This is a genomic window from Neobacillus niacini (assembly GCF_048572935.1).
In the GTDB taxonomy this organism is placed as follows: domain Bacteria; phylum Bacillota; class Bacilli; order Bacillales; family Cytobacillaceae; genus Neobacillus; species Neobacillus niacini.
This window is the reverse complement of the sequence record NZ_CP183883.1, coordinates 5,494,379-5,517,557: the sequence shown is the minus strand read 5'-3', so window position 1 is coordinate 5,517,557 and position 23,179 is coordinate 5,494,379. Positions and strand designations below refer to the sequence as shown.

General features: G+C 35.5%; 22 protein-coding genes and 1 riboswitch. Of the genes, 11 read left to right on the top strand and 11 right to left on the bottom strand.

Going from position 1 to position 23,179, the window contains the following annotated elements; all coding sequences use genetic code 11:
* Positions 1-8: 8 nt before the first annotated feature.
* Positions 9-863 (bottom strand): ABC transporter permease, encoded by an 855-nt coding sequence (locus tag ACN6MT_RS27100; RefSeq protein WP_235847118.1) that lies wholly within the window; start codon positions 861-863, stop codon positions 9-11.
* 340 nt (positions 864-1,203) lie between these two features.
* On the opposite strand from ACN6MT_RS27100, the gene ACN6MT_RS27095 reads away from it, so the two are divergent.
* The 3 genes from ACN6MT_RS27095 to ACN6MT_RS27085 all read left to right on the top strand — a co-directional run bounded on the left by ACN6MT_RS27095 (position 1,204) and on the right by ACN6MT_RS27085 (position 5,325).
* Entirely contained in the window at positions 1,204-2,781 is a 1,578-nt protein-coding gene (locus ACN6MT_RS27095; RefSeq protein ID WP_419888800.1) for a glutathione ABC transporter substrate-binding protein, read from the top strand.
* 71 nt (positions 2,782-2,852) lie between these two features.
* Positions 2,853-4,091, top strand: a complete 1,239-nt coding sequence (locus tag ACN6MT_RS27090) for an amidohydrolase family protein (protein WP_419888799.1) — start codon at positions 2,853-2,855, stop codon at positions 4,089-4,091.
* Between the two features lie 13 nt (positions 4,092-4,104).
* On the top strand, positions 4,105-5,325 hold the full coding sequence (locus ACN6MT_RS27085; RefSeq protein ID WP_419888798.1) for an amidohydrolase: 1,221 nt from the start codon (positions 4,105-4,107) through the stop codon (positions 5,323-5,325).
* 43 nt (positions 5,326-5,368) lie between these two features.
* Here the strand turns inward: ACN6MT_RS27085 and ACN6MT_RS27080 are convergent, their stop codons facing one another.
* On the bottom strand, positions 5,369-7,078 hold the full coding sequence (locus ACN6MT_RS27080; RefSeq protein ID WP_419888797.1) for a PucR family transcriptional regulator: 1,710 nt from the start codon (positions 7,076-7,078) through the stop codon (positions 5,369-5,371).
* Between the two features lie 284 nt (positions 7,079-7,362).
* Between ACN6MT_RS27080 and ACN6MT_RS27075 the strand changes: the two genes are divergently transcribed.
* The gene (locus ACN6MT_RS27075; RefSeq protein WP_419888796.1) at positions 7,363-8,649 is read left to right on the top strand and encodes a purine/pyrimidine permease; all 1,287 of its coding nucleotides are present in this window, start codon (positions 7,363-7,365) and stop codon (positions 8,647-8,649) included.
* 72 nt (positions 8,650-8,721) lie between these two features.
* Here ACN6MT_RS27075 and ACN6MT_RS27070 read toward each other — a convergent pair whose 3' ends face one another.
* The 5 genes from ACN6MT_RS27070 to ACN6MT_RS27050 form a co-directional block, all read right to left on the bottom strand.
* Positions 8,722-9,978: a DUF445 domain-containing protein gene (locus ACN6MT_RS27070; protein ID WP_419888795.1), complete on the bottom strand. Its 1,257-nt coding sequence runs from the start codon at positions 9,976-9,978 to the stop codon at positions 8,722-8,724.
* A gap of 88 nt (positions 9,979-10,066) precedes the next feature.
* Positions 10,067-11,044, bottom strand: a complete 978-nt coding sequence (locus tag ACN6MT_RS27065) for a DUF3939 domain-containing protein (protein WP_419888794.1) — start codon at positions 11,042-11,044, stop codon at positions 10,067-10,069.
* Between the two features lie 5 nt (positions 11,045-11,049).
* The gene (locus ACN6MT_RS27060) at positions 11,050-11,436 is read right to left on the bottom strand and encodes an ATP synthase F0 subunit B (RefSeq protein ID WP_419888793.1); all 387 of its coding nucleotides are present in this window, start codon (positions 11,434-11,436) and stop codon (positions 11,050-11,052) included.
* Between the two features lie 49 nt (positions 11,437-11,485).
* On the bottom strand, positions 11,486-12,199 hold the full coding sequence (gene atpB, locus ACN6MT_RS27055; RefSeq protein ID WP_419888792.1) for a F0F1 ATP synthase subunit A: 714 nt from the start codon (positions 12,197-12,199) through the stop codon (positions 11,486-11,488).
* A 283-nt stretch (positions 12,200-12,482) separates the two neighbouring features.
* Positions 12,483-12,767, bottom strand: a complete 285-nt coding sequence (locus ACN6MT_RS27050) for a HesB/YadR/YfhF family protein (RefSeq protein ID WP_419888791.1) — start codon at positions 12,765-12,767, stop codon at positions 12,483-12,485.
* Positions 12,768-13,073: 306 nt separating this feature from the next.
* On the opposite strand from ACN6MT_RS27050, the gene ACN6MT_RS27045 reads away from it, so the two are divergent.
* Entirely contained in the window at positions 13,074-13,409 is a 336-nt protein-coding gene (locus ACN6MT_RS27045) for a hypothetical protein (RefSeq protein WP_419888790.1), read from the top strand.
* Positions 13,410-13,489: 80 nt separating this feature from the next.
* On the opposite strand, the gene ACN6MT_RS27040 is transcribed toward ACN6MT_RS27045, so the two are convergent.
* From ACN6MT_RS27040 to ACN6MT_RS27025, 4 genes are all read right to left on the bottom strand, one after another.
* Positions 13,490-13,666, bottom strand: coding sequence for a hypothetical protein (locus ACN6MT_RS27040; protein WP_169803686.1), 177 nt, complete (start codon positions 13,664-13,666; stop codon positions 13,490-13,492).
* Between the two features lie 127 nt (positions 13,667-13,793).
* On the bottom strand, positions 13,794-15,143 hold the full coding sequence (locus ACN6MT_RS27035) for a hemolysin family protein (protein WP_063253245.1): 1,350 nt from the start codon (positions 15,141-15,143) through the stop codon (positions 13,794-13,796).
* Positions 15,144-15,205: 62 nt separating this feature from the next.
* Positions 15,206-15,583, bottom strand: a complete 378-nt coding sequence (locus ACN6MT_RS27030; protein WP_419888789.1) for a MerR family transcriptional regulator — start codon at positions 15,581-15,583, stop codon at positions 15,206-15,208.
* Positions 15,584-15,783: 200 nt separating this feature from the next.
* Positions 15,784-16,917 carry a histidine kinase N-terminal domain-containing protein gene (locus ACN6MT_RS27025; protein WP_063253243.1) on the bottom strand — a complete coding sequence of 378 codons (1,134 nt, stop codon included), beginning with the start codon at positions 16,915-16,917 and terminating at the stop codon, positions 15,784-15,786.
* Positions 16,918-17,113: 196 nt separating this feature from the next.
* Positions 17,114-17,220, top strand: a riboswitch (TPP riboswitch).
* A 128-nt stretch (positions 17,221-17,348) separates the two neighbouring features.
* Here ACN6MT_RS27025 and thiT point away from each other — a divergent pair.
* From thiT to ACN6MT_RS26995, 6 genes are all read left to right on the top strand, one after another.
* A complete protein-coding gene (thiT, locus tag ACN6MT_RS27020) occupies positions 17,349-17,924 on the top strand; it encodes an energy-coupled thiamine transporter ThiT (RefSeq protein WP_419888788.1) in 576 nt (191 codons plus the stop codon).
* A 133-nt stretch (positions 17,925-18,057) separates the two neighbouring features.
* Positions 18,058-18,282, top strand: a complete 225-nt coding sequence (locus tag ACN6MT_RS27015; protein ID WP_419888787.1) for a FeoA family protein — start codon at positions 18,058-18,060, stop codon at positions 18,280-18,282.
* Positions 18,283-20,289, top strand: coding sequence for a ferrous iron transport protein B (feoB, locus tag ACN6MT_RS27010; protein WP_419888786.1), 2,007 nt, complete (start codon positions 18,283-18,285; stop codon positions 20,287-20,289). It abuts the gene before it with no gap.
* Positions 20,290-20,307: 18 nt separating this feature from the next.
* Entirely contained in the window at positions 20,308-20,463 is a 156-nt protein-coding gene (locus ACN6MT_RS27005) for a FeoB-associated Cys-rich membrane protein (RefSeq protein ID WP_063253239.1), read from the top strand.
* 105 nt (positions 20,464-20,568) lie between these two features.
* The gene (locus ACN6MT_RS27000; RefSeq protein ID WP_063253238.1) at positions 20,569-21,024 is read left to right on the top strand and encodes a helix-turn-helix transcriptional regulator; all 456 of its coding nucleotides are present in this window, start codon (positions 20,569-20,571) and stop codon (positions 21,022-21,024) included.
* A gap of 127 nt (positions 21,025-21,151) precedes the next feature.
* Positions 21,152-23,176 carry a transglycosylase domain-containing protein gene (locus tag ACN6MT_RS26995; protein ID WP_419888785.1) on the top strand — a complete coding sequence of 675 codons (2,025 nt, stop codon included), beginning with the start codon at positions 21,152-21,154 and terminating at the stop codon, positions 23,174-23,176.
* Positions 23,177-23,179 lie beyond the last annotated feature (3 nt).

Genomic DNA, 23,179 nt, shown 5'->3' with positions numbered 1-23,179 from the left:
TACCTCCTCTATTTCTTCATTCTTGGATCAAAAGCATCACGTAATCCATCTCCAAAAATATTAAAACCTAAAACTAGTATAGAAATAGCCAGCCCTGGAAATATCGCGATATAAGGTGCAGAAAATAAGAAATCCCTGCCGCTGCTTAACATCGTTCCCCACTCTGGAGATGGTGGCTGGGCACCAAGACCAAGGAATGATAAACCTGCTGCTGATAGTATGACGGTAGCTAGTCTAAGAGTTCCTTGTACAATAATAGGTGAAAGAATATTCGGTAAAATATGTTTAAAAATAATCGTAAAATCATTTGCTCCCAGTGAACGGACGGCGTCAATATATTCGAGTCGTTTTACTTCTAAGGTTGATCCGCGGACAATCCTTGCGAATAATGGAATTGAGTATGCACCGACAGCTATCGTTACATTGATTAAACCAGGGCCAAGTGCACTAATAATGGCTAAAGCAAGTAAAATACCAGGGAATGCTAATAGAATATCCATAATTCTCATAATGGTCGAATCAATCCATTTTCCATAGTAGCCTGCGATAAGTCCTAAAATAATTCCAAAAAAGGCACCGAAAATGACAGCGGTTATTCCAATCCCCATCGAAAGTCTTGAACCATATAGGATACGGCTTAAGATATCTCTTCCTTTATCATCGGTGCCCATCCAGTGATCTGATGAGGGAGGTATTAATTTATTTTCTAAATTTATTTCATATGGATCATAGGGAGCAAGTAAGGGTGCGAAGAGTGCGACAAATATATAGAAAAGAATGATAATTGCACCGACCATTGCAGCTTTGTTCATGGTTAAAATTGATAAAAAATCTTTTATTTTAGATTCTTTCGGTTGATTCATTGTTTGTGTAATTACAACTGGTTGTTCGGTTTTTGCTTCTAATGTCATGTAAAACCCTCCTTAATTTTTTTTTGAAAGAATGATGTCGTCTCTAGCTGTCATAATCCTCCTCTTTAGAAACTATTATTTTTTGGGGATATGTACAAAATTATCAAAATTAATGGGAAAGTAAATATTTTTTAATTTTCTTGTCAAAATAGTTTAAATTCTTGTAAATATTCTGTAAATATTCCAGTAAATCTTCTTCTATAATTCAGATAAGGATTTAAAAGGAATTGCGAAAATCTTTATTCCGTTTGAATTCAGAATCTTGTAAAAAATCAACGAAGGAGAGACGAAAATGGAGAGAAAGAAACGAGTTATAAGAAATGCGTTTCTATTAGTATTAATAGGATTAATGCTAGTGATTACTCAAGCGTGTTCAACAAAATCAACTTCTTCTAATGAAGGAGCAAGTAAAAAAGAAGGGGAAAAACAAGGCGGTACATTAACAGTTGTTCGACTTTCTGATGCAACAAAGCTAGACCCGCATTTTATTACTGATATTCCATCAGCCAATATTATCTATCAAAAAGTTTATCAGGGACTTGTAGTTCCAGATAAAGACTTTAAAGTGCAACCGCTGTTGGCGAAAGAATGGACTGTAGTAAATGATACAACTTGGGAATTTAAATTAAGAGATGATGTTACTTTCCATGATGGAACCCCATTTAACGCAGAGGCAGTAAAAACAACATTTGATCGTTTATTAGATCCAAATACTGGCTCACCACAACGTACGAAATTTGAAATGATTACAGAAGTAAAAGTAATAGATGAATACACAGTACAATTATTACTTGCCTATCCTTATGCCCCACTTCTATCAATTTTGGCAAGTCAGGAAGGCAGCATCATCAGTCCAAAAGCTTTAGCTGAAAATCCAGAAAAACTGGCTGAGCATCCAGTTGGAACAGGACCATTTGTATTTGAAGCTTGGAAGAGTGGTCAAGAAATATCATTAACGAAAAATGATAATTACTGGGGTAAGAAGCCAAATATTGATCGTGTAGTTTTTAAAGTAGTACCTGAAGATGCAACACGTCTTGCAATGATTGAAACAGGTGAAGCACATATCAACGACCAAGTACCTGTAACTGAAATTGAACGAATCGAAGCTTCTGATACAATGGGTCTTTATCGGACAGAAGGACTAGCTGTCGAATATCTTGGATTTAACACAAAGAAGAAGCCATTTGATGATGTAAAAGTCCGTAAAGCAATCAGTCATGCGATTGAAAGAGCAGCTATTATTAAAGGTGTTTATAATAATGTAGGAACACTCGCAAACGTAGCGATGAGCCCTAAAGTATTAGGATATAGCGACAAGGTTAAGCCTTATGATTATGATTTAAATGAAGCAAAGCAATTGTTAAAAGAAGCCGGATACGAAAATGGTTTAGAAATCAAATTATTAACAAGTGATCGAAAAGAACGAATTAACATGGCAGAAGTAATTCAATCTCAATTAAAAGGGATTGGAGTAAATGTGGAAATTCAAGTAATGGAGTATGGGGCATTTATTGAAATGATTAATAATGGTGAGCATGAAATGGTAATTAACGGTTGGGGAAATGCAACTGGTGACGGAGACTATAACCAGTATAATTTATTCCACACTGCATCACAGGGGCCTGCAGGTAACCATTTCTACTACAGTAATCCAGAGGTAGATAAAAAAATTGAAGCGGCACGTCAAGAAACAGATGAAGCGAAACGTTTAAAGCTATATGAAGAAGTTATGCAAATTGAAATGGACGATGCGGTTTATATTCCAATTCGGAACTACGAGCATTTAGCGGCTCACAGTAAAAACGTCAGCGGCTTTTGGCTTAATGCTGCAAACTATCTCATGATTGATGATGTAGTAATTAAGTAAAGGTAACCAAGCGGAAAAGTACTTTTGTAAAAAAGTACTTTTCCTAATTTTTTTAAATAGGAGGAATAGGATTGACTACTTATTGGCTTACGAATGTCCGTTTAGAAAAAGGCTTCATAAAGGATAATGAACGTATTTCTGGTACTGAGACAGAAATATGCCACTTGAAAATTGAAGATGAAAAGATTGCCGAGATTACAAATATTCTTCCCAATGTCGAAGAGAAACAGGTTGACGCTTGCAATCAACTCCTTCTTCCTTCGTTACGAGATATGCATATTCACATCGATAAAACATACTACGGAGGACCATGGAAGGCTTGTACTCCACTTACAAAAGGCATATTTACCCGGTTAGAAGAGGAAAAAGAACTACTGCCGAAGTTGCTGCCAACCGCCCAAGAACGTGCTGAGAAAATGATTGAATTGTATTTGAAGAATGGTCATACCCATATTCGGACTCATTGTAATGTGGATCCTGTAATTGGTCTTAAAAATTTAGAGGCAACAGTGAACGCATTGAAAAAATACGAGGATGTTCTGACATATGAAATCGTTGCTTTTCCGCAGCATGGGTTGTTGAAGAGTAACTCTGTCCAATTGATTCGTGATGCAATGAAGAATGGGGCAACATTAGTTGGCGGCGTTGACCCAGCAACTGTAGACCGGAATATCGAAAAATCTTTATATACCATTTTTGATATTGCCGTTGAAAACAATAAAGGTGTCGATCTCCATTTACATGACCCCAACACTTTAGGAGCATTTACATTTGAACGAATGGCGCAATATACGAAAGAAGCAGGTCTGAAAGGGAGGGCAACCATCAGCCACGCCAATGCACTTGGTGACTTACATGGGGAGGAGCTCGCAGAAATTATTACAATATTAAAAGATCAAGAGATTGATATTACTACAACTGTCCCAGTAAATCGTCCTACCATTCCAATTCCAACTCTAGACAAGTTTGGAATTCAAGTTTCCGTAGGACATGACAGTATTACGGATCATTGGTCCCCATTTGGAACAGGGAATACGATTCAAAAGCTTGGCATTCTAGCAGAGCGATTCCGATTGTCTGATGAATATTCACTTTCTAAAACCTTAAAATTTGGAGCTGGAGGAGTTACCCCGTTAAATGAGAAAGGCGAGCGTGTTTGGCCAAAGATTGGCGATGAAGCAACGATGATGCTCGTAAATGCCTCCTGTTCTGCCGAAACAGTCGCGAGGAGAGCTTCTGTTGAATCGCTATATTTCAAAGGGAAAAGGGTTGAACGTAAGCAAGAAGAAGCAAATCCGGTGCAGGTATAAAGGGGGAAATAGAATGACCACACCATATTGGTTAAAAAACGTAAAATTAGAAACTGGCTATATACAGGATGAAAAAGGGATTTATGAAACAAAAACAGAGCTTTTTCACTTGAAAATTGAGGACGGAAGAATTGTAGAAAAGCAGAGTGATAGCTTTCTTATTCAACCAAGTGAAAAAACAATCGATGGAAAAGGATTTTTAGCATTACCAACTTTTAAAGAAATGCACAATCATTTAGATAAAACTTATCTATCACTTGATTGGAAGGCACCTACACCTGCTAAAAACTTAGAAGAACGGCTGCGGTTAGAAGCGGCAGAGCTTGAGGCTTTAGCGCCAACAACCAAACAGCGTGCAAGTGCGATGATTGAATTACTTCTTTCTCATGGTTCTACACACATTCGGTCACATGTAAATATTGATCCTTATATTGGTTTGAAAAATCTTGAGGGTGTTAAAGCAGCGCTTGAGGATTATTCTGATAAACTAACTTATGAAATCGTAGCTTTCCCGCAACATGGGTTATTAAGAGAAAACGTGATTCCGTTAATGAAAGAAGCGATGAGATCAGGAGCTAACCTTGTAGGAGGGCTAGACCCAGCTGGAATTGACTGCAACATTGAAAAATCTCTATATGAAGTGATGAATCTTGCAACAGAATTTGATGCCGATATTGATATTCATTTACATGATAATGGACATGTCGGCTTGTATACGGTTGATAAATTTGTTGAAATGGTAGAAGAAGCAAAATGGCGTCATCGGGCTGCAGTTAGTCATGCATTTTGTTTAGGAGAAGTACCACTGCCGCAACAGGAGGAAATGGCAGACAAATTGAGCAAAGCAGGTATGTCAATTATGTCTACAATACCTATTAATAGGACACTTCCGCCAATCGATTTGTTGGATCAAAAAGGAGTAAATGTTTACTTAGGGTGCGATGGTTTCTATGATTCCTGGGGACCATTTGGCACAGGTGATGTCTTGGAAAAGGTAACGCGCTATGGTGAACTTTTTCGAAAAAGTGATGAACGTTCACTAGCGCAGTCTTTAAAATGGGCAACAGGTGGTCCAACACCTCTAAATAAGGAAGGTGAAATTGCCTGGCCGCTTCAAGGTGATGAAGCAAGTCTTATTCTAGTCAATGCATCCTGTTCTGCAGAAGCAGTAGCAAGAACACCAATGCGCGAGGCTGTTATGTTTAAAGGAAAAATAGTATCAGGAAAATTGTAAATGAAGAGCCCCGTTGATTATAAATTTAACGGGGCTTGTTGCCTTATGAATCTGTACGGAGTTTTTTATTTAGTAATCTAAAAATTTTTAATGCTAATTGGATTTGAAGTAGTTCTTCCGAATTCTTTAAATCAGAATTTAATATTTCTTTGATTTTCTCAATTCTATAAATGAGCGTGTTCCGATGCAAGAACATCGCTTTTGCTGTCTCACTGATATTAAGGTTATTCTGAAAATAATTTTCTAATGTAATAATGTAACTCGTTCCATGTAACTGATCATGATCATAAACCTTTCCAAGCCGCTTCATAAAAAATTCTTCTAATTCCATGTCTCTTATATTGGAATCTAAGAAGTGATAGATAGAATGATCTTCAAAATGGGATACTCCGCCACTGTTTTCAAATTTTTGCATTAATCTTATCGATTCGTTTGCCTCCGAAAAGCTTTTATGAAGAGAACGAATCGTTTCGTACTGTCTGCCAATACCGATTAAGAAAGTGGAATTGCTAATTTGCTTATTCAAGACATTATAAAGGTTATTAGTGTATTGTTTTGCTTCATAAACAGAAACAGCTGGTCGATTTTCATGCTGTCCAATTAAGATGATGATGCGATTGTTTCGATAAAAGCAAGTAACTTCTCCGTCTGCTTTATTAGCGTAATCATAAATTAACTCTACACATTTTCTAGCTTTATTCTCCAAGCTTACCCTTCTAGCCACCATATCCTCATACTTTTCAAACTCCTCTGATTGGATATGAATCACAATACAGTAGTACATATAATTTGAATGAAGTCCGTGCATTTCACTTAGCGTATGGAGGGTTTCACTAGAGGTTATTTTACCAGTGAGTAAATCATCAAAAAAGTCCTGTCGAATTTTTAATTTCACTTCTTCTATTTCTTTGGCTTTTATTCTTTCTAGCGCAATGTTTGTCGATGCTTGTTCTAAAATGATGAAGTCAAATTCAGTTAGTTCGCTGACTGTTTGCCATACAATGATATATCCATAAATATAGCTTGCCGCAGCAACAGGCAAGATTCTACAATTTATTTCCATACCTTCTAATTGATATATTCGTTTAATAGTCTTTTTCATTTCACTAACGTTTTTTGGAATTGAGTCAATGAAATCTTTTGGGAACGCAGGTCTATTTTTCACCAAATTAAGACAGTATGACAGAGGAACTTTATTATTCATATGTTCTGTAAAGTCCACTAGCTTCCAATCTTCATTTACAAAAATAATAGGATTATTAATGGTCTCAGACAACATCGATAAAATTCTATCAATACCTCCGCCTTCAAGTGTAATCCTAAAAAATAAATTATGTATGTCTAGGGTTTTTCTATTTAATAAATCATATCTTCCTGAAGCTTTTTCATTAATAATCGAAATGACCCTAGATAATGTATATTCAAATGGTAACTCAATTAAAGGTAATCCAAGCTTATTTGCCTGGTCAATCATGTTCTGCGGGAGTTTATCAAAGTATCTCTTCATTTTAACAATAAGTCCGGCACAGTTAATTTGTGAGAGCTCTTGAATGATTCGATTTTGTAATTCTTCATTGTCTTTAAATATATATCCTGTTGATAGAAGCAATTCATTTGGTGATAGCCAATCGAACACCTCAGGATTTTCGATAATATTTACAATCGCGATCTCATTATTAATTCCATTTTCCCCAGCTACAATTTTTAATCCATCAATGGCTTTAATCTCAAAAAGGTCCTTAACGGTCAGCAATCTATACACATCCTAAATTATCATTTCATCACATTTTATTGTACAACATGCTCAAATGAAATCAAGTCTATGTATCCTAGAGTAGTATTTATGAAAATATAAACACAATTTGTTATGCATAATGCCCAAATAATTAAGAAGTATTTTGGGCATGATAACTAATTAATTTTTGGGTTCTATCATAAGCTTAACATTTCATCACATTTTGTTATAATTGAGAAAGTCCGTTGCTGTCACTTACGGGACTTTGATATTCTTGAATTTGAAAGGTTACTAATTGATCAATGAATACAAAAAACAAATATTTAAGTGTGTTTCAATGGTTTATCTACTTACTTGCTAATTCTATTGCGCTCCCAATCGTAATTGGGAATGTATTTCATCTACCTGCAACAGAAATATCATCCTTAATGCAACGAACGTTTTTTGTCGTAGGATTAAGCTCTTTTATTCAAGGGAAGTTTGGTCATAGATATCCAATAGTAGATGGACCAGCTGGTTCTTGGGTTAGTATTTTTGTTATCTTTGCAAGCATTGGGACACAGCAAGGATTGACATCGATGGAGACATTACAAACCCTTGAGGCGGGATTAATCATTGCTGGGGTAATATTATTGCTGTTAGGTTTAACTAAGTGGGTTCAACACTTATTGGTTCTCTTTACACCAATTGTAACTGGCACGTTTCTGTTTATATTAGCTATTCAATTAAGTGGTGTCTTTTTAAAGGGAATGGTGACAATGGATAGCAACACGGGTCAGCTGGATGTAGTGAGCTGTCTCATAGCTATTTTTACTTTTTCTGTTATCATTGTACTTTCCTCTAAAGCTAAGGGATGGATAAAAAACTATGCAATCTTATTAGGAATCATAGCAGGATGGGGTGCGTTCCTGATTTTTGGAAAAGTACGTCCAAGCAATACAATAGTAACAACTGATATCATTAAGCTGCCAGAAGTTTTCCCATGGGGTTTCCCCGTGATAACTGGGAGTGTATTGGTCACAACGATCTTATTTACTTTTTTACTCATTTCTAATACATTTGCCGCAATTACCGCTGCAGAGGAAGCAATCCCAAATAATAAAGGTCAATTCCGTGTTAGGCTTTATCGTGGAACTTGGATAGGGGGAGTTTCTCATCTTTTTTCTGCTGTATTCTCAACCATTGGTGTGGTACCTTTACCAGCTACAGCTGGCTTTGTCAGATTAACAAAAGAATATCGAATCCTTCCTTTTCTGTTTGCATGTGGGACTATGGTAATCATTTCAATGTTTCCAAGTGTTGTAGGTTTATTGGCTTCCTTACCATTACCCATAGCCAGTGCTGCTCTCCTGACCACATTAATTGAGATGCTTGGGATAGCCATTCGCTCATTGACAAAGCAGCCATTAAATGACCGGAATAGTACAATTATTGGGTTATCCTTACTAGTAGGAATTGGAGTTATGTTTTTACCAGATGAAATCTTTAGCGGTCTACCATACATCGCCCAAAACATAGGTAAAAATGGTTTATTAGTAGGTACCTTACTAGCAATAATTGTGGAACAACTTTGGAAACCTAAAAAATAGCTGCAGAACACTTTTGTTCTGCAGCTATTTTTTATTTTTTTTGCTGTCTGAGATCTTTCTTCAAATAAACTTCTAAAAAATTAATTTTAAGCCTACTAAAACGAGCCCAATCAGAAAGCCGCAGACCGCACCATTTACACGAATCCATTGCAGGTCTTTTCCAACATTGTTTTCAATCATATCAATAAGTGTTTTATTATCCAACTTTTCTAAGTTTTCTTCTACGAGTTTTCCAATTTTCGAATGATTATTATCGACGAAAATGGAAATTTGCTGCTGAATCCAGAGTTCAATCGCATTCATTTTTTCATGATCATTTTTCAAACTTTCAAGTGCTTTTGATAATTGAGGAAGGAGATAACCCTCGTAAAAATTAGGTGATTCAATTAGGGTAAGTGCTTTTTCTTTTAGTTGTTCAATAAAATCGGTAATTTTATCCTCTAAGTGCCATTGTGAAAGCATTTGTTCTTTTATGTTGTTTATTTCCGAAGCTAGGTTCTCATCGCTTTTAATATCTTGTAGTTTGGTGTCTATATGAAAAAGTAAGGTTTGTCTATTTTGATTAAACGGATCCTTAAAGCTTTGTACACCCTTTTGGATGAGACCTTGAATGATGTTTCCTAACTTTTCTTCATTAACGATATTAGTAAAGGATTTTAAAGCAAATTGCATAAAACCATCGGCTTTAATATTTTCAAGAGCGTCAACGGCCATCCTGCCAAGTTTTTCTTTTGTACTCTCTTTCTTAGACCAATCATCGACTTCCTTAAGGACAAAATCAAGTGCCTTTTCGTCATATTTCCTTTCTAGTAGTTGATCAATAGCGGCAGGAAGGTACTTGCTTGCATCTAAATCTTTTAGCTTTAACTTCAATTCACTTTCAATGATGGGGGCTAATTTTTTACTATCAACCGAAAGAAGTAAATGTTGGATGATTTTTATCGTAACATTTCTTACATGATGCCCTGTGATGGCCTGCTCGGCAAAATTAAAGAGTTTTTCGATAAAAGGAATACTTGAGACTTTCTTTCTAATACTTTCTTTTGTCAGCCAATCATTTTCAAGCATTGAGATAATTGCTGCAATAATTCTTTTACGGTTTTTTGGTAAAAGGGCGGTATGCGGGATTGGTAGACCGAGAGGGTGGCGAAATAACGCAGTAACGGCGAACCAATCTGCAAGACCACCAACCAAGCCTGCTTCAAAACCTCCTTGAAGAATTAATCCCCAAAGAGAATCCTGAAAAGGGATTGTTACAATAAAACCTGCTCCCATAACAGCTAGAGAAATCGTCGCTAAATGCTTCGATTTATTCTTTTTATTCGACATCTGTGTCTCCCTCATTTTTACTAAATATGGTTGTTTATTGATATTATCTCAATATCATGTAAAAAAGCAAAAAAAAACTCTTCTACCGTTAATGAGAAGAGTTTTCTACTTTCTTTTTTTCAGGCCTAATATGAGTAATGAGCCCATCCATTTCAGTAATATAGAACTGTGTATCAGGAGTGGATTTTAAATATTTCTCTTGAACTAATTGATAATAGTTCACTCTTCGCTGTGGATCAAATTGCAGCATAGGATATTCTTTTCGTTCTTTAACATATAAGTCTACTGCCTTTTGAACCATGTCCATTTCGGGAGGTATTTTCTTATCTTTTTCCTCAAACAGATCATAAGTTTCCTTCGACATATAAAACTTCTTAGAAGGAATACCGCTTAAAATAGTCGCTAGTTGTTTAAAATCAATACTGTTATCATCTTGTACTATGATTGTCCTGTATACGCCTTTTGGAAGATTATCTGAAAATTGGCGGATAGCTTTACGAACCTGATCAATCGTAACATCAACTACTGGGTACTCAGTTTTATCATTTACTTGTCTTTGTGATTGAAACTGATTATCGGTCTTAGGGTTCTTATCAACTGATTTCTTAAAATATTTTTGTACCATGACATATCCAGTAAGACCGCCTAAACCTAAACCGCCAAAAGTGAAAATAACTGTTAGCCAAGGTTCAACGCCATAACGATGATCGAAATAGGTACCTAGTTTATAGAATCCGAACACAGTTAGTGCAATTGTTAAGCCAAATACCATATTTAAAGATAGAGTCTTCATTAAAAAATTTGTAAATTCGCTCCAATGTTCATTGTTAAAGTTTTTTTCATTGTTCAAAAAGTTTCGAACCTCTTTCTTCATGTCCTCGGAAACCTTATTTTCTTCGAAAAATGGCTCTAAGTATTCCGCTTTGGTTTTATTATTATTTTTTAAGATACATGCAGTTTTTTCTATTTCTCCTTTTGTGTAATGTACGTAAATAAACTTTTCTTCAAAACCTAATTCAAGATTTTCTGTCACTCTGCCTAAGTATTTTGTGAATTTATGTCTCATACCCTTTACGCCCCCTTACTTTCTTTATGCAAAAATGACCGGGAACGGGATGATTCTTCTTTTGCTTCCTTGAGAATATCTTTCGCCTTAGCTTTCGCATCCAAAATCATTAATTTTGCTTGGTGTTCACTATGTTTCCTGATTTCTCTAGCGTCTTTCCTAGCCTGAATAAGAACTTCTGCACTAAGTTCCAAGTTTTTTTCAGCTTCTTGCTTATATTGTTCCGTCAATAAAAGTTGATTTTCGATATGTTGTTTCCTGTTGTCCAAGACACCAATTAATTTTTTGAAAACAAGTTTCTTTAAAATAAATACTAAAACAGTAAAAATAAGAGCCTGATACACCATAGTTCCTAATGAGATAGGGAGTCCAAACAGTGTAATATCACCCAAAATAATTCAACTCCTTTCACTTTTCATTGTGTATCCTCCACTTTTCTTATTATGTTAAGCGGTGAGCAATATAAACCATTGTAAGTGTTACAAATATGTAAGCTTGGATAGCACCAATGAAGACACAGAATGCCTGCCAAATGAGCATCGGGAAGATTGCTAACGAGGCAATGGCAAATCCATGGGTTACAGCACCAGCCAATAATGCAAGCATAACCTCTCCTGCATATATGTTACCAAATAATCGAAGGCCAAGGGTTAAGGTTGTTGCAAATTGTTCCAATATATTAATTGCAAACAAAGCTTTAAAGGGTTTAAAAAAGCTGAGAAAATAATGCTTAAAACCATGCAGGCGTATGTCGATAAAGTGTGTGTAGGCGATAATCATGATTGCTAAAGTCATGGTGACATGAGCATCAGCTGTAGGAGAGCGCCACCACGAAACAGGATGTTCTTCACTTGTAATAATAGAAAATGGGACACCTAAAATATTGGCAATGAACAGATACATTAGAAGAGATACACCAGTTGACAGAATAAATAAATTCGTATTTTGACCCAAAGAATTAATCATAATTTCCCTAACAAAGTCTACGAGCCATTCCATGAAATTTTGCCATTTGTACGGAATTCCTTCTGTGAGCTGTCTTGTAGTAAAGTAGGCAATAATAAAAACAATCATTGCGGCAATGGTGGTGGTCAGGATAATGGATAAATCGAAGGTTAAGTTTAAAAGAACTACTTGAGGCCTAGTGTGTTCCAAGATGTCCAACCCCTTTCTTATAGTAGGTTAAAGAAGTAAGTTATACTTCTCAGACATAGGAAATTCTTACTAGGTTGCGCTTTTATTATAAAGCTAAATATTTATTATTGCAACATAGTTCACAATTAATTCTCAATATTCGGAATTATTTGGTTAGCATAGTTAGTAAGCATTTTACTGTAGGTCTGATTGCACAATTATAATTGTTTTGAATAGTTTTTATAAAGGAAAAGGGCAGCCATTTTGAATGGTTGCCCTAAAAAATATCGAAGCAATTAGTTAACTATTTTTCCTTAAAGCTTATTTGAATCTCATTTATTTCGTCGTTATAGGATAAACAAGTTTCGGTATCCTCGAAAAACCATACATCATTTCCTTCTACATAGAAGTTAATACCATTTATTTCTTTCGTAAAGCCAATATTTGATGGTGCCTCTGCAGAAAATGCCAAGGTAAAACCCTTGTGCTTTTCTCCAAAACCAGCATATTGGGGAAACATTCTTACAGTGTTGACCTCAAATTCACTCGTAAACCACTTTGCCGCTTTTTCATCAATAGAAAGTAACATATAAAATGCACCAACCTTTTCAAAATGGTAAAAGTCATAATTAAATTGAAAAACTGATTATTTAAAAAGAAATGTTAACCATTTCTTATATCATTAGATTAAGGCTTTAAGTTAGATTTGCATGTGATATTTTTCACAAGTAATTCACTGCTATAGATTATTTTAAAAAATGTTCATATTTTCGCAATAATCGTCATAAAAAGTGGATACTAAAAAATACCGTTTAGTATTGTTTTAGAATTTGTAACATCTTCAGAGTGTTAAAGGTGATAAAATGAACATAATACCAAAAGGGAGATACGAACTATGGAGAAAAAACTTGATCAGTTAACTGAGAACATTTCTGATATTAAAACGCTAATAAATACGTTTAATAAAACGTTAGAAAACATTGAACATAGACTTTCTCGTTTGGAGCAAATGGACAGAATTGAGCACCGAGTTGAGGTTAATCAAATTGACTTATCAGATATAAAAGATTCACTGCAACGCATTGAAGACGTACAAGGTAATGTGGTAAAACAGTTAGAAGAAAACGCAGGTAATGGAGAGGAAATTAAGCACATTAATCGCCGCCTGGATTCACACCTAATTAAATTAGCTAAAGCAGAAGAAGAAATTATCATGTTAAGAAACAAATAATTGAAAAGGAAAAGATCAGATTTTTGTATCTGATCTTTTTCTTTTCAATTATTTAAACAACTCTGTAATCGCTTACAAAATTACTTAAATAGTGATTTTACACCTTTGAATAGTAGCGCTAATGAGAAAATAATAATTGCTAATGCGCCCACTATATCTAAAATCGGACCTAAGAAACTTAAAAATGATACCGGCTCAAAGCTCATTAATGCAAAGCCAGAAAGTATTGATGCTAAAAATAAGAAAATTAATTCCATCGTAATTTCTCCCCCCTTTAGTTATAGAGTATGAATCCAAGAATGAAGGTGATTGGATTATTGAGGAAATATTACAGTTTTATTACAAAAAAACAGACCAAGATTGGTCTGTTTTTAGAATGCCGATTTAAGAAAGTACTTCTGTTTGAGGCAAAGGTATTTTATTTGTAATTGGTTCATCGTTTGCAATCTTTGTTACCTCAACATATTTAATATGGTGATCCTCCATATCAAGTATTTTAAAGGTATAGGATTCGTGATGAATCGAGTCTCCTTCTTTGGCCTCATAATTCTCGGTCAATATCCAACCGCCAATGGTGTCAATATCCTCATCATCGATATCGACCCCCAACAAATCATTTACTTCAGTGACTAAAACCTTAGAATCTATAATATAATGGTTTTCTTTAATTTTACGTATCATTGGAATCTCATCCGAATCAAATTCATCACGGATTTCACCAACAATCTCCTCAAGGATATCTTCAACTGTAACAAGCCCGGATGTACCACCATATTCATCCATTAATATAGCCATGTGCATTCGATCCTTTTGCATTTTTACAAGCAAATCATGGATCGGAATCGTTTCGATAACTCTAATAATCGGACGAGTGTAGTGCTCAAGTGTTTTAGTTGATAGCGTTTCTTTACTGATTAAATCCGTAACCATTTCCTTAATATTTACCAGCCCAATGATATGGTCTTTATCACCATCAATAATTGGATATCTCGTATATTTTTCCTCACGAATCACTTCGAGAAAAGTATCCAGCGTATCGTCTTTAGACAATGAGACAATTTCTGTCCTGGGTACCATAATTTCTTTGGCAATCCGATTATCAAATTCAAAAATCTTATTTACATACTTAAACTCAGATTGGTTAATTTCGCCACTTTTATAGCTTTCTGAGAGGATAATTCGGAGTTCTTCCTCAGTATGTGCCATTTCGCTTTCAGAGACCGGCTTAAGACCAAAAATGCTCGTTACAATGCGAGCAGACCCATTTAATAACCAAATAAATGGATACATCACCTTATAAAAAAAGATTAGTGGCCGCGACATAATCAGAGTAATTAGTTCAGCTTTTTGAATAGCCAGTGTTTTAGGTGCTAGTTCCCCTACGACAACGTGTAAAAAAGTAATGGTCGCAAATGCAATCCCGATTGATAACACGTGGGAAACGCCTTCAGGAATTTCTAGTCCATTGAAAAGGGGAGTGAGTAAATGTTCAATGGTTGATTCCCCAATCCATCCTAAAGCAAGGGCAGTAATGGTAATTCCAAGCTGACAAGCTGAAAGATATTCGTCTAAGTTTGAAATGACTTTTTTTGCTGAAATGGCACTCGAATTACCTTCCTCAATTAACTGGTCAATTCTTGAACTGCGAATTTTAACAATAGCAAACTCTGAAGTTACAAAAAAAGCAGTTAACGCAATTAAAATGGCTATTAAAACCAAGTTAAATATGTCCAAATAAATTCCCTTAGCTCGTTACATACGAGTTAAGGAGTCACCTCCTAGTAATTTAAAAAAAATTAACTCTTTTCATTCAAAAGGGAGTTCGTCAACACTGATTTTAGCATCAATAGGTTCGATTTAAGTTTTTCTTTCTGAAGGTCATCCAATTTTTCAACGATTGGAATTAAGTCAAATAAACCATTTTGCAGCTGCTGCATTTCCTGTATAACCGCATTTACATATTTCTCCACTTCTGAATCACGAATTGTTTTATCCTTCTTCATATCTAGTTTTCTTTTAATCTCGTCGAGCGGGTAGTGCAAACTCTTACATTCTTCAATAAACTTTAAATCCTTTAAGGATTCATCAGAATATATTCGGTAATTAGATTTGGATCGTTCTGCACTTAGTAAACCAATTGATGTGTAATAATCAATTGTCCGTTTAGAAACCATTGCAATTTCTGCTAATTCACCGATACGATAGACAGCCCCATCAAATCACCTCGGTATTCTAAATTTAGAAATAATTATAGTCAATTACAACTGTACAGTCAAACGTACTGGTTTATATAATTGGATGGTATTAACATTTTATGAAAAAATTCTTGTTTATATGAGTCGGAAAATTATAAAATTTAAAAAATAAACGTCTTCTACAATGAAGACGCAGCGAGAGGTAATTTAATCGTAAATACTGTTAGCTCGGGAGTTGAAATACAGTGTAAGTTACCTTTATGTTTTTCAATGATTTCTTTACAGACAAATAGACCAAGACCAGTACCTAGTTTTTTTGTTGTGAAAAAAGGCTCAAAAATGGTTTTACTTAATTCAGCAGGAATCATTGGACCATTATTAGAAATAGATATAACAATATGTGTATTATTTTCTATGCAGCATTTAATTTCAATTGTGGGATTTGGTATTCTGTTATGGTTTAACACATCAATCGCATTAAAAATAATATTAATAAAGACTTGTCTCATTTCATCTGCATATCCATAAAGGGTAATATCATCGACGATATCCTTTTTAATTTTCACTTTACCGTCTAAAATACTTGGGTATAAGAAATTTAACACTTCATCAATTAATTTATTCTGATTAAATTGTTCTTTTTCTTTTCCGATTAGTTCTTTTTTAGACAATAGTAAAAATTGTGATATGCGGAAATTAAGCTGATCCAGCTCACTGGAGATAATATCTAGATATTTCATTTCTGGATAGTCTGCTTTTAGAAGCTGGATAAATCCTTGTATAGAAGTAAGCGGGTTTCTAAATTCATGAATAAAACTTGATGTCATTTGTCCTAAAAGGGTTAAACGGTCTTGATGTGTTGAATCTATAAACATCGTTTTTTCTTCAATAATTTTGTTCTTAGCTTCTGTATAATGAGTAACAGCGAAATATAGAAATTTATCAAAGCAGAAGTTTATGTTATTTATGGACTCTTGAAGATCAGCCCATTCTATACCCGTCTTACTTAAATAGCTATATAAAACCGTTCTGCCCAGGTTAACATTATAAACAAAGTCCCCAATATTGATATTAGCTAGGGCTCTTTCTTCAGAAATTTCTATCGCATACTTTTCAATAGAATTTAAGAGTTCCTTTTCACTCATAGTATGCATGTTTAACACTATATTAAAAATGGCTATTCCATTTTGACTTATTTTTTCTTTATAGGGATCGCCTTTAGAAATAACAATGGAATTCTCCCATTCACGAAGCAATTGGTCCTTATTCTTTTCAAAAAAAGCTATTAAATCCATTCGTACTTCAGATAACATCACAGTTTCCTCCTAAGACATTGCCGAACTGATTAAATTAAATTCGTGATGATCGCTTGGAATCCCTTTAAATAAATATAGGTAAATTTTATCAATTTCTATCTCAGTTCTCTTTGTAAATTAATTATAACATGATTGGAAGTTTTACCTTGTAAAAGTACTATGAAAATAGTATATTCAATAATGGACAATTAAATATTTCCACAGGGGGAGCTGCTTTTGGTGGCTGAGAGTGAACGTTCGAGTTCTGACCCTATGAACCTGTTAGTTAAGACTAGCGTAGGGATGTGGTTTGCCGAAAATGAATGCAAGCAATGCAGACTATCCTTATATGTCCTGCATTGCTTTTTTTGTTATATGGCACCATATGAATAGTTCAGCATATCCTTTCGAACGTTCTCCACAATACAAACAAATTAGGGGGAACATGTATGGAGAAAAAGCGTAGTAACACATTATTCTTGGTTGAGGTAGCAGTATTTTCGGCATTAGCATATTTATTAGATTTGGTTTCGGGATTGTTGTCTCTAAAAATATGGCCACAGGGAGGTTCCATATCAATTGCGATGATTCCCATTTTTCTTATGGCATTTCGTTGGGGAGTTAAAGGGGGAATCCTGTCTGGATTTTTACTAGGATTACTTCAGTTCATCCTTGGTTTCTCACAAATCTACACACTTGTGCAAGGAATTATTGATTATGGAATTGCTTTTTCTGTAGTTGGTTTAGCAGGTATTTTTGCTTCTCAAATTAAAGACTCTCTTTCAAACAATAATAGGAGAAAATGGGTCACATTTGTGTTATTGGGAACATTATTAGGCAGTGCACTGAGATACCTTGCTCATGTTATATCAGGAATTGTGTTTTTTGGCGAATACGCACCAGAGGGACAGCCCGTAGCTGTTTATTCCCTTTTATACAATGGGACCTATATGCTTCCAAGCTTTATCGTTTGTGCGATTATTGTCATCCTTGTCATCAGTGCTGCACCGAAAAAAATGATATAAGTTGAAAAATAGAAAAGTCTATGGCTTTTCTATTTTTTTTCGAACTTTTGTCACAAAATCAGCCTTGGTTCATGGTAAAATAATATATAATAAAGATAATCATTCTCAATTAACGTAGGTAAGGGTGATAGCAATGTTCGGGTCGGTTAAAGTAGGAGATAAAGGAAAAATCATTAATATATCGAAAGTTGGACGATTGGTGCAAAGACGGTTGTTGGACCTGGGAATAACGGAAGGTTCTGAGGTTTGTGTTAAATGCGTCATGCCTTTTGGGGGACCAGTCATGATTGAATCATGTGGACAATGTATCGGAATCCGCCGTAAAGAAGCATGTTTAATAGAAGTGGAGAGAGTCTAAATGGAAATCGCACTGATTGGAAATCCCAATACTGGAAAAACTTCTTTGTTTAATAATCTTACAGGGTCCTATGAGTATGTTGGGAATTGGAGCGGTGTTACAGTTGAAAAGAAGGTCGGAGTCTTTAAGAATCATATAGGACGATTAATTGATTTACCAGGAGTTTATTCACTGAATCCATTATCCAAGGATGAAGGGGTGGTGACTACCTATTTCTTAGAGGAACCTGTGGACCGGCTGCTTAATATTTTGGACGCCTCACAATTAGAGCGTAACTTGCATTTAACACTACAATTGCTGGAATATGAAAAGCCTGCCCTTATTGGTTTGAATATGGTCGATGTCGCTGCCAATCGAGGCATACAAATTGATACTGAGAAACTTTCTCAGATTTTAGGAGTACCTGTTGTTCCTGTTGTAGCGCGAAGTGGTAAAGGCTGCGATCAATTAATAGAGGTCATTTCAACCAATTCAAGTTATTCTAAGGTGAAAAAACATGTTTATTATGGAAAAGAAGTCGAAGACGCTATTAGCAAATTAAGTATTGAACTGAACGGTAAAACCGATCATTCACCTAGATGGCTGGCTGTTCAATTATTTGAGGAGAATGAATACGTAAAAAATTATCTATCTAACATTTTAGAAACTGCAAAACTTGAATCATATATTTCTGATTTGCATTCACTATTGATTCAGGACAATGATCATGTAAAAACACTGTCCAATTATATTTATTTAAAGAGAAAAGAAGTTATCGAAAAAATACTAGAAGCTTCGGTTCGAAAGGTAAGTACCGTTGTACCACTGTCAGAGAAGATTGATGCCATCGTTACAAATCGTTATTTAGGAATGCCAATCTTTTTAATATGTATGTATTTAATGTTTATGTTGACCTTTGATTGGCTGGGAACTCCATTATCAGATGTTCTGGATGGAATACTAACTGGGCCAGTGACAATAGGAGTAGAAAAACTCCTTGGCGCTATTCACGCCTCAGACTTTATACATGCATTGATAATTGAAGGACTAATTGCTGGTGTTGGTGGAGTACTTGTGTTTGTGCCACAGATATTTATTCTATTCTTTTTTATATCCTTATTAGAGGATTCTGGTTACATGGCGAGGGTAGCTCTTGTAATGGACAGGATTATGGAGTCTGTTGGGCTGAATGGCAAGGCCTTTATTCCGATGATGATTGGATTTGGCTGTAATGTACCTGGTATTATGGCTGCTAGAACAATTGAAACACCGCGTGAGAGACTAATGACAATACTGTTAACTCCACTAATGTCATGTTCTGCGCGATTACCAGTGTACGCATTATTTGTTGGCGCATTTTTTGTAGGTCATAAAGCACTCGTGGTATTAAGTCTTTATATTCTGGGTATCGTTGTCGCTTTAGTTTTAGCAAAGATATTTACGAAAACATTATTAAAATCAGAAACATCACTATTTGTCATTGAACTGCCGCCTTATCGCCTTCCTCAAATTCAGTCGCTTTGGAGAAGTACGTGGGATAAGGGGAAAGGTTTTGTTAGAAAAGCAGGAACATTCATTTTCGCAGGATCGGTTTTCATATGGCTGTTATCATATGCTGGTCCGGATGGTTTAAAAGTGGATATGGATAACAGCTTTTTAGCGGCTATAGGTAATTTGTTTGCCCCGATTTTAGAACCGATTGGATTCGGTACTTGGCAGGCAGCCGCTTCCTTAATAACAGGATTTTTAGCAAAAGAAGCAATTATATCAACGATGAATATTATTTACTTTGTCCCAAATGATGCGAGCTTACAAGGTTTATTGAGTCATTACTATACACCGCTTGCAGCTTATAGCTTTATGGTCTTTATTCTTTTATATATTCCATGTTTAGCAACTACGGCTACTATTTATAAAGAAACAGGCTCAAAGAAATGGACTATATTTTCCATTCTTTATGCATTATTTATTGCCTATGTTTTATGCTTGATTATTTATCAGGGCGGCAAACTGGTTGGATTAGTCTAAATAAGGAAGGTGTACTGTATGATAGCGAATATCATCATTGGCGCTGCAATATTTGGTTATGCCACTTGGGCATTAGTTAAGTTTGTAAATAAATCTAAAAAAGGGAAATGTGCTGCATGTGACCTCGAAAAATCTTGCTCTAGTCAAAGTCAATGTGGAATTCCGTCTAAATAAGTCCTGAAACTGCTATCGATTTAAAGATAGCAGTTTTTTTCTTTTCATTATGATAGAACTTGTGTAAAATTACACTAATAGGTGTTTTGAAGGAAGGGTTTTTAATTGAAAAGGGATGAAATTATTAAGCTAGTTTCAGATAAACTACGATTAATTCGTACAGAAGCAGGATATACCCAGGATAAAATGGCAGAAATCATTGGTGTTTCAAAGAAAACCTTGGTTCAAATAGAAAAAGGAAGATTGCAAGCAGGCTGGTCTACGGTTGTCACCATTTGTGCTTTATTTAGAGAAACGGAAACCGTTCAATTTTTATTTGGAAATGAACCACTCGAGGTCCTGGAAACTGTAGCACGCGAAGGAATAGATTATCGAGGTATGAAAACCTTTGGAGGGAGAATTTGGTGGCGTCAAATCTCGAGAAAGAACGGATTTATTCTCCAGCAGAATATTCTTAGTAAACATTTCCGGATATTGGACGAAAAACACTATCGAGTGTACAGCAGCTTTGATGAAAAGCAATCCAAAATCCGCTTTAAAGAATTAACCAAGAATGAATAAAGGAAAGCATTCGAATTTTCTAGTCGAATGCTTTTCTTTTTTATATCCATTAAATTGGTTAATTTTTCCCCTTTTTGGGAAAAAGAAAATAATGTCATTCATTCCGTATTATGATTAAGGAGGAATTATGAAAAAGGTAGTGAATAATTGGAAGCGATGGCATATGAACCAGGTATTGGTTCTATCGTTATCTCTTTTAGTTTTGGGCTTTCTTGGTATTGTGTACGCTTATTCCATGGATGCAGATATTTCTTCACTAAAGAATGAACTTCCCCAGGCAACTGTATTTTATGATTTGAATGGTGAGGTTGCAAGTAAAGTATCTGCGAATAAAAATGAAGGTATTTCGATTAATCAGGTACCCGACTCAATGAAAAATGCAGTGATTGCGATAGAAGACCGTCGATTTTATGAACACCATGGTATTGATTATCTTGGTATTACAAGAGCACTCATACGGGACATAAAAGCTCGTGGAATGGTAGAAGGAGGCAGTACAATTACCCAGCAATTAACAAAGAATACTTTACTCACCTCCCAGAAAACTCTGAAAAGAAAAATAGATGAAGTGTTTTTAGCTATTGAAATTGAGAGGCAATACAGTAAATCAGAAATCCTTCAAATGTATCTAAATCAAATCTATTTTGGTGATGGTGCATGGGGGATTAAGCATGCAGCCAGCAATTATTTTGCCAAAGAGGTAGAGGATCTTACGATTAGCGAATCAGCCTTACTAGCAGGTCTAATAAAAGCGCCTTCTTTACTAAATCCCTATCGTCACTTAGATAAAGCAACCCAGAGGAGAGATATTGTACTATCTCAAATGAAGAATCAAGGCTACATATCAACAGTGCAATATGAAGAAGCAATAAATGAAAAAGTAGTCTTGAATAATAAAGGGAGTGATCCCTTCCGAGGGAAGTATCCGCATTATGTGGATCAAGTATTTGAAGAAGCGATAAATGTCTATCATTTATCACAGGATGAATTATTAACAGGTGGTTATCAAATTTATACTGAACTCGACCCTGCTATGCAGAATGCAATGGAGAAAACCTATCAAAGAGATGATTTATTTCCAAGAGGATCAGACCAGGTGGTCCAAAGCGGCGGGATATTACTCGATCCAAAAACAGGTGGAATCCGGGCAATTGTAGGCGGTCGAGGGGAACATACCTTTAGAGGGTATAACCGTGCCACGCAATTAAAAGCACAGCCTGGTTCCTCTATTAAACCGATTGCAGTTTTTACACCTGCACTCGAAGCTGGCTGGAAAATAACAGATATGTTAAAGGATGAACCAATGAGCTTTGGCGAATATGAGCCGAAAAATTATAATTATGAATATAGTGGAGAAGTACCGATGTACGAAGCTGTGAAGGATTCTAAGAATGTATCAGCAGTCTGGTTATTAAATGAAATAGGGATAGAAAAAGGAGTGGCTTCCACTAGACGCTTTGGAATTCCCTTACAAAAAGGTGATCGTAATCTTTCACTGGCATTAGGTGGATTAGAACAAGGAGTATCACCGCTTGTAATGGCTGAGGCATATTCTGTTTTCCCTAATAATGGGGTTAGAATGAAAGCTCATGTAATTAAAAAGATCGTTAATGCACAGGGTGATATAGTTTCTGCGTGGAAGGAAAAAAAGGAAAAGGTCACTTCAAAAGCTGTGACTGATCGCATTAATACCATGCTCCTTGGAGTTGTTGAACATGGATCTGGAAAAAGCGCACAAATTACTGGAAGAGAAATTGCTGGGAAAACTGGTTCAACACAAGTACCAATCGAAGGAGTTAAAGGGGTAAAGGACCAATGGTTTGTTGGCTATACACCGCAACTTGTAGGAGCAGTGTGGGTGGGCTATGATAAAACAGATGAAAAACATTATCTAAAAACGACAAGCGGAGCGGGAGCTGCTATCGTATTTCGCGAAGTAATGAAAGAGGCATTACAAGGGTTACCCCCTAGTAGTTTTAGAGTGCCGCACATTGACATATTGATGAAAAAGAAGGAAGAGGTAGAACAGAACCGAAAATCACTTGATGAACATTTTAAAAAGGGTTCAAGTAAATGGGAAGATAGGTGGAGAAAGCAAAAAGAAAAGTGGGAAAAGCGTTGGAGAAATATAGGTCCAAACATGAATCATTAACAG

What these genes read in the sequence shown, in the direction of transcription:
- ACN6MT_RS27100 (WP_235847118.1), bottom strand. Translation starts at nt 863, where the DNA reads ATGAATCAACCGAAAGAATCTAAAATAAAAGATTTTTTATCAATTTTA.
- ACN6MT_RS27095 (WP_419888800.1), top strand. Translation starts at nt 1,204, where the DNA reads ATGGAGAGAAAGAAACGAGTTATAAGAAATGCGTTTCTATTAGTATTA.
- ACN6MT_RS27085 (WP_419888798.1), top strand. Translation starts at nt 4,105, where the DNA reads ATGACCACACCATATTGGTTAAAAAACGTAAAATTAGAAACTGGCTAT.
- ACN6MT_RS27075 (WP_419888796.1), top strand. Translation starts at nt 7,363, where the DNA reads ATGAATACAAAAAACAAATATTTAAGTGTGTTTCAATGGTTTATCTAC.
- ACN6MT_RS27070 (WP_419888795.1), bottom strand. Translation starts at nt 9,978, where the DNA reads ATGTCGAATAAAAAGAATAAATCGAAGCATTTAGCGACGATTTCTCTA.
- ACN6MT_RS27065 (WP_419888794.1), bottom strand. Translation starts at nt 11,044, where the DNA reads ATGAGACATAAATTCACAAAATACTTAGGCAGAGTGACAGAAAATCTT.
- ACN6MT_RS27050 (WP_419888791.1), bottom strand. Translation starts at nt 12,767, where the DNA reads ATGTTACTTTCTATTGATGAAAAAGCGGCAAAGTGGTTTACGAGTGAA.
- ACN6MT_RS27045 (WP_419888790.1), top strand. Translation starts at nt 13,074, where the DNA reads ATGGAGAAAAAACTTGATCAGTTAACTGAGAACATTTCTGATATTAAA.
- ACN6MT_RS27040 (WP_169803686.1), bottom strand. Translation starts at nt 13,666, where the DNA reads ATGGAATTAATTTTCTTATTTTTAGCATCAATACTTTCTGGCTTTGCA.
- ACN6MT_RS27030 (WP_419888789.1), bottom strand. Translation starts at nt 15,583, where the DNA reads ATGGTTTCTAAACGGACAATTGATTATTACACATCAATTGGTTTACTA.
- ACN6MT_RS27025 (WP_063253243.1), bottom strand. Translation starts at nt 16,917, where the DNA reads ATGTTATCTGAAGTACGAATGGATTTAATAGCTTTTTTTGAAAAGAAT.
- thiT (WP_419888788.1), top strand. Translation starts at nt 17,349, where the DNA reads ATGGAGAAAAAGCGTAGTAACACATTATTCTTGGTTGAGGTAGCAGTA.
- ACN6MT_RS27015 (WP_419888787.1), top strand. Translation starts at nt 18,058, where the DNA reads ATGTTCGGGTCGGTTAAAGTAGGAGATAAAGGAAAAATCATTAATATA.
- feoB (WP_419888786.1), top strand. Translation starts at nt 18,283, where the DNA reads ATGGAAATCGCACTGATTGGAAATCCCAATACTGGAAAAACTTCTTTG.
- ACN6MT_RS27005 (WP_063253239.1), top strand. Translation starts at nt 20,308, where the DNA reads ATGATAGCGAATATCATCATTGGCGCTGCAATATTTGGTTATGCCACT.
- ACN6MT_RS26995 (WP_419888785.1), top strand. Translation starts at nt 21,152, where the DNA reads ATGAAAAAGGTAGTGAATAATTGGAAGCGATGGCATATGAACCAGGTA.